Annotated in this window: 11 protein-coding genes and 1 pseudogene; 7 read left to right on the top strand and 5 right to left on the bottom strand. The window is 64.6% G+C overall.

What is annotated here, in order from left to right; translation table 11 throughout:
- Window positions 1-2: 2 nt before the first annotated feature.
- Window positions 3-1,802 (top strand): fatty acid--CoA ligase FadD11, encoded by a 1,800-nt coding sequence (gene fadD11 / locus AB0H49_RS20660; RefSeq protein ID WP_357253601.1) that lies wholly within the window; start codon window positions 3-5, stop codon window positions 1,800-1,802.
- 260 nt (window positions 1,803-2,062) lie between these two features.
- On the opposite strand, the gene AB0H49_RS20655 is transcribed toward fadD11, so the two are convergent.
- The 5 genes and pseudogenes from AB0H49_RS20655 to AB0H49_RS20635 all read right to left on the bottom strand — a co-directional run bounded on the left by AB0H49_RS20655 (window position 2,063) and on the right by AB0H49_RS20635 (window position 5,197).
- On the bottom strand, window positions 2,063-2,218 hold the full coding sequence (locus AB0H49_RS20655; RefSeq protein WP_357253599.1) for a hypothetical protein: 156 nt from the start codon (window positions 2,216-2,218) through the stop codon (window positions 2,063-2,065).
- Between the two features lie 197 nt (window positions 2,219-2,415).
- Window positions 2,416-3,108 (bottom strand): annotated as a pseudogene (locus AB0H49_RS20650) (transposase); the annotation flags it as partial.
- A 174-nt stretch (window positions 3,109-3,282) separates the two neighbouring features.
- A complete protein-coding gene (locus tag AB0H49_RS20645) occupies window positions 3,283-4,194 on the bottom strand; it encodes a hypothetical protein (protein ID WP_357253597.1) in 912 nt (303 codons plus the stop codon).
- 47 nt (window positions 4,195-4,241) lie between these two features.
- On the bottom strand, window positions 4,242-4,406 hold the full coding sequence (locus AB0H49_RS20640) for a hypothetical protein (RefSeq protein ID WP_357253595.1): 165 nt from the start codon (window positions 4,404-4,406) through the stop codon (window positions 4,242-4,244).
- A gap of 158 nt (window positions 4,407-4,564) precedes the next feature.
- Window positions 4,565-5,197 carry a TetR/AcrR family transcriptional regulator gene (locus AB0H49_RS20635; protein ID WP_357253593.1) on the bottom strand — a complete coding sequence of 211 codons (633 nt, stop codon included), beginning with the start codon at window positions 5,195-5,197 and terminating at the stop codon, window positions 4,565-4,567.
- A gap of 223 nt (window positions 5,198-5,420) precedes the next feature.
- On the opposite strand from AB0H49_RS20635, the gene AB0H49_RS20630 reads away from it, so the two are divergent.
- From AB0H49_RS20630 to AB0H49_RS20605, 6 genes are all read left to right on the top strand, one after another.
- Complete coding sequence (locus AB0H49_RS20630) at window positions 5,421-6,380, top strand: hypothetical protein (RefSeq protein ID WP_357253591.1); 960 nt, start codon at window positions 5,421-5,423, stop codon at window positions 6,378-6,380.
- Window positions 6,381-6,388: 8 nt separating this feature from the next.
- Entirely contained in the window at window positions 6,389-7,882 is a 1,494-nt protein-coding gene (locus AB0H49_RS20625) for an aldehyde dehydrogenase family protein (RefSeq protein WP_357253589.1), read from the top strand.
- 22 nt (window positions 7,883-7,904) lie between these two features.
- On the top strand, window positions 7,905-8,747 hold the full coding sequence (locus AB0H49_RS20620; RefSeq protein WP_357253587.1) for an SDR family oxidoreductase: 843 nt from the start codon (window positions 7,905-7,907) through the stop codon (window positions 8,745-8,747).
- Window positions 8,744-10,186 carry a cytochrome P450 gene (locus AB0H49_RS20615; protein WP_357253586.1) on the top strand — a complete coding sequence of 481 codons (1,443 nt, stop codon included), beginning with the start codon at window positions 8,744-8,746 and terminating at the stop codon, window positions 10,184-10,186. Before AB0H49_RS20620 ends, AB0H49_RS20615 begins: the two co-directional genes overlap by 4 nt.
- Entirely contained in the window at window positions 10,186-11,100 is a 915-nt protein-coding gene (locus tag AB0H49_RS20610) for an oxygenase MpaB family protein (protein WP_357253584.1), read from the top strand. The genes AB0H49_RS20615 and AB0H49_RS20610 overlap by 1 nt, the downstream gene beginning before the upstream one ends.
- A 158-nt stretch (window positions 11,101-11,258) precedes the next feature.
- On the top strand, window positions 11,259-13,031 hold the full coding sequence (locus tag AB0H49_RS20605; RefSeq protein ID WP_357253582.1) for a long-chain fatty acid--CoA ligase: 1,773 nt from the start codon (window positions 11,259-11,261) through the stop codon (window positions 13,029-13,031).
- The last annotated feature ends 9 nt before the right edge of the window (window positions 13,032-13,040 follow it).

The raw sequence follows: 13,040 nt of genomic DNA, 5'->3' as shown, positions 1-13,040 counted from the left end.
AGATGAACCAGTCACGATTCGAAACGCTCTGCGCGGCCTTCCAGTACAACGCCGCGGTGGATCCGGCGGGTATCGCCCTGCGTACACCGGGCAATACCCGAACCCTCACCTGGGCGCAGTATGCGCACGGTGTCCGAGCTTCCGCTGCCGGATTGGCGGCACTGGGTGTCGGACACGGGGACACCGTCGCGATGATGATGGGCAACCGCATCGACTTCTATCCACTGGAGGTCGGCGCGCAGCATCTCGGTGCGACATCGTTCTCTGTCTACAACACCCTCGCCCCCGAGCAACTGGCCCACGTCCTCGGGAATGCCGAAGCGCGCGTGGTGATCTGCGAACCGCAGTACGTCGAGCGGATCCGAGACTGCGGTGTGGCCGTGGAACACATCGTCTGCGTTGACGACGCCGTCGAGGGGACACTGTCGGTGCCCGAACTGATCGCCGGCGGCGATCCGGGGTTCGACTTCGAGGCGGCCTGGCGTGCGGTGCGGCCCGACGATGTGGCGACCCTGATCTACACCTCCGGTACCACGGGCAACCCCAAGGGCGTCGAGACCACACACGCCAACTTGATGTTTCAGGCATACAGTGTCGGAGATGTGCTCGGCATCGAGTTCGGTGACAGCGTCACGTCTTTCATGCCCACCGCGCATATCGCGGACCGGCTTACCGGGCTGTACTTCCAGGAGGTCTTCGGAACCCAGGTGACCACGGTGGCTGATGCGAAGCAGATCGGCGCCGCCCTGGCCGACCTGCGTCCGACGATCTGGGGCGCGGTGCCGCGAGTATGGGAGAAACTGAAGGCCGCTGTCGAATACTCCGTTGCGGCCGAGCCCGACCCGCAGCGGCGTCAAGGTCTGCGACAGGCGCTCGAGGTCGCAGCCGAGCGCAGCAGGTATCTGTTGGCGGGCGGGCCGGTCCCTGCCCCCGTGGCGGCGGCGTGGGCACGAGCCGACGAGGCGGTGCTGTCGAAACTGCGGGCGAAACTCGGTTTCGATCGCCTGCGCTGGGCGATGTCCGGTGCCGCTCCAATCCCGCCGCAGACCCTGGGATTCTTTGCGGGACTCGGTGTTCCGATCGCCGAGATCTGGGGCATGTCTGAGCTGTCGTGCATCTGCAGCGTCAGCCATCCGGTTGACGCCAAGCTCGGCACTGTCGGCAGGTTGCTGGATGGCATGCAGGCACGCATCGCCGAGGACGGTGAGCTGTCGGTGCGGGGTCCGCTGGTGATGAAAGGGTATCGGGGTGAGCCCGAGAAGACCGCCGAGGCTATCGATCCCGACGGCTGGCTGCACACCGGCGACGTCGTCACCATCGACGCCGACGGATTCCTCCGTGTCATCGATCGCAAGAAGGAACTCATCATCAACGCCGCGGGAAAGAACATGTCGCCCACCGCGATCGAGAACGCGGTCAAGGCGGCCACCCCGCTGATCGGTGCCATGGCCGTGATCGGTGACGGCAGGCCCTACAACACGGCGCTGATCGTCCTCGACGCCGAAAGCGCGGCCCCGTACGCATCGCAGCACCAGCTGCCCGACAGCTCGGCGGCGACCCTTGCCGTGGATCCCGGTGTGATCGGAGCGATCGCAGCCGGTATCGCAGCGGGCAACTCGAAGCTGTCGCGAGTCGAGCAGATCAAACGATTCCGGATCCTGCCGGTGTTCTGGGAGGCCGGAGGCGAGGAGGTGACGCTGACCATGAAACTCAAGCGCAGAGTGATCGCCGAGAAGTACGCGGGAGAGATCGAGGAGCTGTACTCGTCAGCGCCCGGCCAGGGCGTCCACGAGCCGATCTGAATCGTGCGGAAATGCGTTCAGCACGTTCAGTTGTGTCGGTGCGACACGGCCGCGTCATCTTCTTGGGCCGAAGCTGCCCGGGGTGCTCGAGACGGTGAGTTGTGCGCAGACTCTGCTGCAGCACAACGAAATACAACTGTCGTGCTGGACCCGTCCGTTGACGTTTGTGCTCACCAGGACGCGCTCATGGGGTGGTCGGCGAGGTATCGCCTGGTGATGCTTTGGCGGAGTCCGTGGTCGGTAGCGTGATTCGAGTGGCGTCAAAGGCGGAACGGCAGGCTGCTCGAGATTGTGTGGCGGCGTATCACGAAGCGCGGCTCGGCGAGCTGCTCGAGCATGTCGGCCGGGCGTTGGACCGGTTCCGTGCCGGGCAATTGGATGCGTTCGAGGTCGACGCCGTGATCCACCAGTACCATCGGGCGGCTCAGCGGTTGTGGACGTTCTGCGGCGGGTCCAGTGCGCAGGTGGAAGCCGCCGCGCATCTGATCGAAGACATGGCTGGCGCGGGTGAGGTGATCGATTGGTGGCAGCGCGGCATGTCGGCCAGGGCCCGGCGTGCCGAGGGGCCCGACGCCTGAGCCGTGCTGGTCGCCGGGCAGCTGCCCGGCGACCAGGCCGCCGGTGCTGGAATGCGGTAGGGCTGTTTGGTTTCAAGCATGGCGTAAAGGACGTCGCCGCGGCGGCGAGCTTGGCAGATGAGGGCGGCGTTGTGTTTCCTTCCTTCGGCGTGTTTGCGGTCGTGATAGGCGGGGCTGGCCGGGGCGTGTAGCGCGGCGGCGCGGACAGGAACAGGGCGCGTTTCAGTTTGTGATTGCCGGATCTGGTGGGGTACTCGCCGCGGATTGGAGCTGCCGGATCGGTGAGTGACTGGGGCGATGTCGGCGTGGGCGGCGAGATGTCCGGTGGTGGGCAAGGTCGAGCCGTCGCCGACTTCGAGCAGGATGCGGGCTCCGGTCCTGACTCCGACGCCGGGCATCGAGGTCAGGACCTTGGAAAGAGGGTGGTCGTCGAGTATCCTCTCGATGTCCGCGGCCATGGTTTGCCGTTGCAGCAGAGTGGTTTTCAGTGAGTCCGCGAGTTTGGGGCACACGATCTCGGCGGAGCGCGGGCCGGGAACGGTGACGGTCTGCGACGAGGCGAGCGCCCATGCGTGGGGTGTGTTCGACCGCGATGGCGGTGAGTTCGCGGCGCCGGCGGCTTGGATGCCGACCGGGCCGCCGCAGCGGGACAGGATCTCGAGCACTGCCGGGTGGGCGGTGCGTGGCCCGAGGGCGGGATGGATGCTGGTGAGCATGCCGTATCGGTGGATCGCCTCCGCCGAGAGGCGGATCCGAGTCGGAGTGGTCGGTGGCATCGTGCCGCTGCGCGTGAGCGCCGTGCGGAAGTACGTGTGGTCGACGGCCTGCATCTGGGATGACCGGACCGTGTGGATCATGTGGTTGCTACTCCTGCCGATTCGGCGAAGCTGGCGTCTGTTCGTTCAGATGTCGGCCACCACGGCCTTTCGATCATCAACCTCGTGCGTCGCAGTGTGCGTGTTCTCAGAGGTATCTCGGGTGCTGAATTTGACGAGGAGGTACGGGACAGTGAAGTTGGTGACGAGGGAAACGACTACGAGTGGCGCGGAAATGTATGTGGGCGCATCGGCATTGATCGCGGTGTAGACCATCCAAGTGCATCCGAACGCGTAAGCGCCGTAGAGGCACGGAATCGCGAATGGAAGTGCCAGGGCCATTTTCGGTGAGTTGCGAGTGGCAAAGTAGGCGGCCCACCCGACAACTATCGACATGCCCCCGTTTTGGATGATCACGTATGCGGGAAGCCCGAAGATCAGGGACGGGTTGTTGCCGTAATACACGTAGACGCCACTTTGTGCTGCGGCGATCTCCATGACCGCATCGAGTAGTGCGAAGGCCGCCATAATTCCCAGCAGGCGTTTAGGTGGTGTGCCGAGCTGCAGCATCTTGTAGACACCGTAACCGCCGAGCGCGATGAACATCGCCTCACCCAGCGGCACATACAGGGGGATGACGCGCCCCAGCCAGGTGAAGGCGATGAGCGGCGTGTCGACGGGATACCACGTCAAGCCGAGGATGTCGCCCAGCGGCTCGCCAAAGCCACACAGCGCGCCTCCGGCGAGCAGGGCGATCGGGATCCATTCTCTTCGGGCGGCGGCCATCCATAACGCCCAGATCGATACCAGGACGAACATTCCCAGGCAGAACCCCGTGAATGCCCATGCTGCAGTGAGATTGGCCTCCATCTCGACGGGCGGGGCGGGCAGATCGAGTCCGATGCCTTGCGCGACGGTGTTTGGTTGCAAAGTTTTTCCTTCGAACGTGGGAGCCGCGAGCAAAGCATGCTCTCCAGCCGTATGATCTGGTACAGACATGTGCCAAATGGTCTGGTACGTTACAGTGCCAGAGCGACGCACCGTGGTCAAGGCCAATCGGGGAAGCGAATTCCGGAGGCGAGCAAGCGGCGACCTATACAGGTGAAACGCGCGACGAGCGCGCCGATCGGCGACGGATGGCTTCGGATGCCCGGGTTGTCCGAACGGTGACCGATCTCGCCGTCGGTGTTGCCGTATCCATTCTCGTTCACGGCAGTATGCGGATGCTGCTGAATTGGCTCGACGGTGGATCGAAGCGACTGCGGACCAGCTTGTCGATCGGATGACTGCCGTGGCTGGCGATGCTTGGATGTGAAGTCTTGGAGGAGATGCCGGGTCGGTGGCGCGGCCCAGTGCGAACGTCGTGGCGCTACCGTAGTGGCGAGTGTGCGGTTCGTACGCCTTCGGAATTCAATAACCACAGCGTTGTCATGTGGTCGATGAACTGCTGTTGGGTGAGTGCGAGTGTGCCGTCGAGCCAGTCGATGATTGCTTGGATGCTGCCGTTGACCAAGACGGTGGCGGTGATATCGATCAGCCAGTTGTCCTCGTTGTGGATGGCGCGAACCTCGGCCGCGAGCACTTCGACGATGCGATGGACAGCTTCTGTCCTGCGCTTGGCGGCGGCTTCGGTGGCGGCCATCTCGCTGAACAGCACCCGCACTCGATCTGGTTGCGCCAGTGCGTAATTGGTGAGGTTGCCGGCCATCGCGCGAATCATCTGCTCCAAGGGGGCGGTGTTGTCTTCGGCGACGGACAGCAACAGGACTTCGGTGCTCAACTTGTCGATGACCGCGGCGGCGAGGGTGTCGAGGTCGGTGAAGCACTCGTAGAAGTAGCGCTTACCGATGCCGGCTCGTTCGGCGATTCTTTCGACACTCAGTTGGCGCCAGCCCCGGGATGCCACGACGGAGATCGCGGCCTCGATGAAGCCTTCGCGGCGGCGTCCGGCGCGCTGTTCGGCGGTTTCCCCGCCGTAGATGCGTCGCTCCCTGGGTGTCATGGGTTCTCCCGGCTTGTGCCTTGACCACTTCCGGCCTATCTGTCACGCTAGAGTACCAGATTATCTAGAACGCGATCGTGACAGATTGGGAGTGGCAGTGACGTCAGTAGCCGAGCACCTAGCACCATCGGACGTCGGCGAAACCGCCAGCACGGATCGGCATCCCGTCGAGTGGTGGTACACCAACCTGCAGATCGAGTCGCCGGGCGCGCCGATCGACGGGATGACCCTGATCTCGATCTTCTCGAAGTTCGAAGGAGTGATCGAGGAGCATCGGCGGGTCATCATCTCCCCCGAAGGCGGCATCTTCGCCGATTTCGGCAGCGGGCCGCTGGCGCGCGGTTCCATTCGCGCGAGCGCGAATGCGTTGGAGGTGACGCAGGGGCGCAATTACCTGCGGGGCGGGTTCCCCTCCTACACACAGCATTTGGAAGGGGAGGCGGCCAGCGGCGCGCGGATCGAGGTCGACCTGGACTACTCAGCCGACGTCACCGAGGCGCGTGAAGGCTACATCGACAATCAGCTGAAGCACTGGGTGGTCTACCGCGCCTTCGCCAAAGGCACGATCCGGGTGGGGGATACCACCTACGACGTCGGAGGTGTGGGCTATCTGGAGCATCTGTTCGGGACTCTTGGTTGGCTCGAGCCTTTCCTGGGGGAGACCGATCTGCCGACCTTTGTGGAGGGCTGGAACTGGTACTGGTCGCCCTCGGCGGGCCCCTCTGGCATCATCGTGCAAGCCGGTGGCTTCATTCGTAACGGCAAGGCGGTGCCTTTCGCGTCGATCTGTGCCGATGGCAGCGAGCATCATCTGTTCGTCACCGGCCGCATCGATGTTCTCGAACGCCGGACCTACGACGGTGTCGGGTACACGCACAAGTTCCGGCTGACCGACGAGAACGAGGTCGGCTCGATCGATCTCACCTTCACTCGCAATCCCGCCGCACAGCGGGCGATCAAACAAGCCCCTGGCGGGAGCAAGGTGGCTTTCGTGACCGGCTACTCCCGGCTGGAAGGCGCGGTCAGCATCGCGGGAGTCGAGTACGACGTCACCGGTCCCGCGTTCGGCAGTGTGTTCACGGTCGCGCTGGCGGGCCCGCTGTCGGCGGCCCGCGATCTGCCCAATGCGATCCGAGTACCGCTCGGACGGTCACTGCGCCTTGTCCAGCGGTTTCGGAAGTGAGACACGCCATGACCACTCTGAAAATCCAACGGCCGGCCGACGGCACGCTGATCGAAGAAATCCCGGCCCACGATGCCGCGCATGTCGCCGTCGTCGCCGAGCGGCTGCGGGACGCGCAAAGGGAGTGGGAGCAGATCGGGCCGAAAGGCCGCCTGGTCTGGATCAAACGGTATCGGAAGTGGTTGCTCGACAACGCCGATCACCTCGTCGAGATCGCGATGGAAGAAGGCGGGCGAGTCCGCAACGAGCCGACCCTCGAGACCACCCTCCTGCAGGAGATCATCGACTACTACATTCGGGTCGCACCCCGGTTGCTGGCGCCCAAATCCGTTCGCGGATCGTCACCACTGACCTTCGGCAAGCGCTACACCGTGCACCGTTCACCCTTCCCGCTGGTCGGTGTCATCGGGGGCTGGAACTTCCCGCTCCTGTTGACGATCGGTGACGCCTTGCCTGCGCTGGTCGCAGGGGCCGCGGTCGCGCTGAAGCCGTCCGAGGTCAATCCGCGCGCGGTCGTCGAAGCGGTGCGCGGGTGGCGCGAAGATATCGGTGCGCCACCGGTTCTCGATGTGCTTCTCGGCGCAGGTGACGTCGGCGCCGCGCTTGTGGATGCTGCCGATTTCGTCCAGTTCACCGGATCAGTGGCCACCGGCCGCCGAGTTGCGGTGCGCGCCGCGGAGTCTCTCACGCCCGTCAGCCTCGAGTTGGGGGGTAAAGATCCGCTCATCGTGCTCGAGGGCGCGAACATCGCTCGTGCCGCCAATTGCGCGGTATACGGTGGTTTCGCCAACAACGGCCAGGTGTGCATGGGCTTCGAACGGGTCTATGTGCAGCATTCCGTCTACGACGAGTTCGTGGATCGCGTTGTGGCGAAGGTGAAGTCGCTCCGATCCGGGGTCGACGACCGCAGCGATGTCGGTGCGCTGACCCATCCGCCCCAGCTCGACATCGTCGATCGCCACGTTCGCGAGGCGGTGGACAAGGGTGCGAGGGTCTTGACCGGTGGCAACCGGATCGACCGTGCGGGAACCTGGTTCGAGCCGACAGTGCTGGTGGACGTGGACCATTCCATGGCCGTGATGCGCGAGGAGACCTTCGGTCCGGTGCTGCCGATCGTGCGCGTCGCTGACGCCGACGAAGCTGTACGTTTGGCCAACGATTCCGAATTCGGCTTGTCTGCCTCGGTATTCGCAGCCAACACCGGTGAAGGCGAACGCATCGCCGAGCGCCTCGAGGCCGGCGCGGTCTCGATCGACGATTTCGTCGCGAACATGGTGTGCGCCGATGTGCCGCAAGGCGGCTGGAAATCTTCGGGTGTCGGCTCCCGCCTGTCGGAGACCGGTTTGCTGAAGTTCACGCACACCAAGGTCGTCGCGTCCCATTGGATGCCGCTGCCAGCCAACGACATCTTCTGGTTCCCCTACACACCCGCCCGTCGCAGGCTCTTCGCTGCGGCGGCCCGATTGATCCACGGCCGCGGCCCCAGCCGTCTCGGCCTCTGATTCGACACTCAAAGGAACAACGATGTCCCTGCTCTCCCCATACCCAGCAATCGGTCTGAATGGAGCGGTCGTCGCCGTCACCGGCGGTGCCCGCGGCATCGGACGCGCCACGGCCGCACTGTTCACAGCACACGGCGCCGCCGTGACGATCGGCGATCTCGACGAAGCGGCGGCCAAGTCCACCGCCGACGAAATCGGCTGCAGTGCTGTTGTTCTCGACGTGTCCTCCCGCGAATCGGTCGAGGCCTTCCTCGCCGCATCCGGGCCGGTCGACATCCTGGTCAACAACGCGGGGATCATGCCGCTCGGCAGCTTCCTCGACGAGCCGGACAACATCAGCACCGCGCAGATCAATGTGAACTTCTGGGGACCGATCCACGGCATGCGCGCCGCGCTGCCCGGCATGATCGAGCGAAGGCGGGGCCACATCGTCAATATCGCTTCCCTCGCTGCCAAGATGCCAACGCCGGGAGGGGCGGTCTACGGCGCCACCAAGCACGCCGTGCTCGGACTCAGCACCTCGGTGCGTGCCGAGGTCGCCGAACTCGGCGTAAGCGTCAGCGCGGTGATGCCGAGTCTGGTGCACACCGACCTGGGTTCCGGGGCCAGCCTGCCCGGCCCGCTTTCACTGGAACCGGAGGACGTCGCCCGCGCCGTCGTCGACACCGTCCGCCATCGTCGCGCCGAGACCGTATTGCCACGCTGGCTCGGCTCGGCAGTCGATATGACTCAGCTGCTGCCCGGTGGCGTCGTCGATACGATTCTGCGGGTCGGCGGACTGGGCGAGCGTGGGCTCGCCGCCGGCAACAGCGCCGAGCGCGCCGAATATCGTCGTCGTGTTGCGGGACAGGCGGAGCGGTCATGATCACTTCACTTGCACGGCAGGCGAGTTCAGCTGTCACCGCTGCGGTGCTGCGCCTGCCCGCGCGACCGTCGGACCTGGCGCAACCGCCGGCTGGAAGCGACCTGCTCCCGGTACGCGGTGACGGCGGACTGCCGCTTGTCGGCTATTCGCTCAACGTATTCGACGATTTGCTGGGGCTGCAGCGGCACCTCTGTAACCGCTACGGGCCGGTGCATTGGACCAGTGCGTTCGGCACCCGGCTCGTGCTCGCGGTCGGGGAGGAGGCGGCGGGAGAAGTGCTGGCCAATCGTGACCGGGCATTCGCCAACTCGGGCTGGATTCCCTTCCTGGGCCCCTTCTTCCGTCGCGGAATCATCCTGATGGACGCCGAGGAACACATGTTCCACCGGCGCATCCTGCAACAGGCGTTCACGCGCCCGCGGCTCGTCGGATACCTGTCCACGATGAACGACGCCATCGACGAGGCGCTGAGCGCTTGGGAACCCCGCAACCGGTTTCCCATGTACCCCACCGCGAAACAGCTCACGCTCGATATCGCCACCAAGGTGTTCGTAGGGGCCCAGCTCGGTCCCGAGGCCGAACGACTGCACCGTGCGTTCACCGCGACGGTCGAAGGCGGGCTGGCGATCGTGCGCGCCGATGTCCCCGGCGGGCGCTGGCACGCGGGTCTGCGTGGACGGCGCGTTCTCGAGGAGTACTTCCGCGCTCAGCTACCGGCCAAGCGCGCGAACCCCGGGCCGGAAATGTTCTCGGTGTTGTGCCAGGCGCAGGACGAGAACGGGGCACGGTTCACCGACGACGACGTGGTCAACCACATGATCTTCCTGCTCATGGCGGCCCATGACACCACCACGACGACCATCGCGATGATGACGTATTTCCTTGGCCGGCATCCAGAGTGGCAGGACCGGGTGCGGGCCGAGAGCATCGCTCTGAACAAGGACAGCCTGAATTACGACGATCTGGACCGGTTGCCCGCGCTTGATCTGGTTTTCAAGGAAACACTGCGGATGTGCTCGCCCGTGGGCATGTTGGCACGCGAAACCGTCTCTGACACATCGATTCTGGGTCACTACGTTCCGGCGGGCACCCAGATCGGCGTGGCGCTGTCGTCTGGGCATCGTATGTCCCCGTGGTGGACCGATCCGGACCGATTCGATCCGGAACGGTTCTCCGCGGACCGGCGTGAGGACAAGCGGCACAGGACCACCTTCGCGCCGTTCGGTGGCGGTGCGCACAAGTGCATCGGAATGTATTTCGGCGGTATGGAAGCCAAGTCGATCCTGCACAAGATGCTGCTGCGTTTCAGCTGGACCGTGCCGGTTGGGTACGAGCCGCCCATCGGATTCGGTACAGGCCCGTACCCGAGTGACGGCCTACCGATCCGGTTGTCCCCGCGGTCGGGCGCGGCCCACGGCAATGTCCGATGGAGCGCATGATGACAGACCAGCACACTCACACCGCCTACCACGACCACGTGCGCGAAGCGGAACCGATGCCGGTCGACGAGCAGATCACCGATGCGATGCCGCGGCTCGGACCCGACTCGTTGATTTGGAAGTTCTACGGGGACTTCCGAGTTCAGCTGTTCGGTTTCCAGCGTCTGGCCGGCACCGAGAACGCCGTTGCCGAACTCGCCCAAGGCGTCACCGACCATTCGGTCATCTTCGGCGACTTCCTCGGAAGAGCCCTGCGCACCGCGCCGCCGGTGCTCAAAGCGGTCTACAGCGAAGACCCCTACGGATGGGGGCGCACCGTGCGCGACTTCCATCGCGGCATCAAAGGGCAGATGCCCGACGGCTCGCGCTATCACGCGCTCAACCCCGAACTCTTCTATTGGGCGCACGCGACATTTCTCGACCAGATCCTCTATTGCACAGATACTTTCGTGCGCAGGCTTTCCTACGAGGAGAAGGTCCAGATCTTCGAGGAGAGCAAGGTCTGGTACCGCCACTACGGGGTCAGCGCCCGGAGCCAGCCACAGACATACGACGAGTTCGTCGCGTACTGGGACAGCATGCTCGAACGGTTCGCGCCGAACCGGACGCTCACCTACGCGACCGGATACATCCGAAAGGGCGTTCCCGCACCGTCGTTCGTGCCACCGGTGATCTGGTCGGTCCTGGCCGCCCCGCTCAACCTCTATATCCGCACCATGATCGTCGGCACACTGCCGCCACCGCTGCGTGCCGCCTGCCAGCTGGACTGGGACGACCGGCGCGAGCGTCGATTCCAGCGCGCGGCTGCCACCCTACGCGCCCTGGATCCGATCATCAGCAGAATGCCGATCCGGCTCCGGTACGTCCCCTGGGCGGCCGACGGCTGGCGACGCGTCCGCAACACGCGGACCTGACCTGGAGAATCCTCTGCCCGTCCCGTCGACGACGTTCGACTCGGTGCCGACCGCGCCTTCCTCGGCATCGACACTCGGGCGCGCGATGCCTACCGCGCCCGCATCAGCCGCTGAACACGGGAATCCTCCGATCTCCCTCAACAATTCAGGAGAACCACATGGCCGCATTCGCCGCCTCCGCATCGACCATGTGCGAGGCATTTCAGTCGACCATCGCTCGCGATCCGGACAAGGTCGCTATCCGCACGGTCGGTGACCGCACCATCCTCACCTTCCGGGAATGGGGTGAGCAGGTCCGTGCGCTTGCCGCCGGATTCGAAGCGATGGGCGTGCGCCGCGGTGACCGTGTCGCCTTGATGATGACCAACCGGCCCGAGTTCTACCCCATCGACGTGGCCCTGCAACATCTGGGCGCCACCGCGTTCTCGGTGTACAACACCTCCGCCCCGGAACAGATCGACTTCCTGTTGAAGGATTCTGGCGCGAAGCTCATCGTCGGCGAAACACAGTTCATACCAACGATATTCGCGGGTTCAGCGGAAACAGCGGTCGAACATGTTGTCTGTGTCGACGGTACGCCTGAAGGGACTGTGCCGCTGTCGGAGTTGTTCACGGCCGGTCGTGCGGACTTCGATTTCGAATCGACCTGGCGCGCTGTCGGTTCTGAGGACCTGCTGACCCTTATCTACACCTCTGGCACCACCGGTAACCCGAAGGGCGTGGCTCTCACCCACGCCAATATGCTCGCCATGCTCGAGGCGACCGAGACACTCATCGGAGCCGACCCCGACGATCGGGTCATCTCGTTTCTGCCCTCGGCGCACGTCGCCGACCGCTGGTCGGCGCTCTACGCTCTCGAAGTAGCAGGCAATCAGGTGACCACCGTCGCCGACCGTGCCGATTTCCCTGCCGCGTTGGTCGATGTGCGCCCGACGGTCTTCGGGGCTGTACCGCAGGTATGGCAGAAACTCCAGGCCGCCATCGAATCTCGCGTCGAAGCTGCCGCTGGAGGTCGCGCCCTGCTTGCCCGCTGGGCATTGTCGGTTGGTCGCGCCGCCTCCGACGCTCGACTGGACGGCAAGCCCGTCTCAACGGCGCTCGCGGTCCAGGCGCGGATAGCCGATGCACTCGTGCTGTCGAAACTCCGCGCTGCGATCGGCATGGATCGCGTGAAACTCGCGGTGTCGGGCGCTGCCCCGGTTTCGCCCCAGGTACTGCGCTTCTTTCACGGCATCGGCGTCGAAGTTTCCGATGCTTGGGGCATGTCCGAGCTCTCCGGGATGGCGACGCTGTCCGCGCCGGGCAGGGTTCGGCTCGGTACCGTCGGCACTATCGTGCCCGGCAGCGAACTGCGAATTGCCGATGACGGCGAGGTGCTGGTCCGCGGACCTATCGTTATGAAGGGCTACCTCAATCGGCCGGACGCCACCGCCGAGGCCATCGACTCCGAGGGTTGGCTGCACTCGGGCGATATAGGCGAGCTGGATGCGGATGGCTACCTGCGCATCATCGATCGGAAGAAGGAGTTGATCATCAACGCTTCTGGAAAGAATATGTCTCCCAGCAACATCGAGAATTGGATCAAGGCATCCTCCTCGTTGATCGCTCACGCCGTGGCCATCGGCGACAACCGCAAGTACAACGTCGCACTCATATCGCTCGACCCCGATGCCGCCGTCGCGCAAGCCCAACGGTTGGGTCTGGCCGCGGACGCCGCCACGCTCAGCAAAGACCCTGACATCCGCGCGATCGTGGAGTCCGCTGTGGCGCAAGCGAACACGAAATTGTCCCGCGTGGAGCAGATCAAGAAGTTCGCCATCATCCCCGAGTATTGGGAGCCCGGCACCGACGTTCTCACCCCCACCATGAAACTGCGCCGTCGACCGATCGCCGATCGGTACGCGGCCACCATCGAAGACCTATACGCCTGAAGGGAGCCA

Origin of the sequence: Nocardia sp. NPDC050713, from assembly GCF_040654315.1 — a bacterium.
Lineage (GTDB): Bacteria > Actinomycetota > Actinomycetes > Mycobacteriales > Mycobacteriaceae > Nocardia.
Note: the sequence above shows the minus strand (reverse complement) of the source record. Positions and strands in the feature narration are given on the sequence as shown.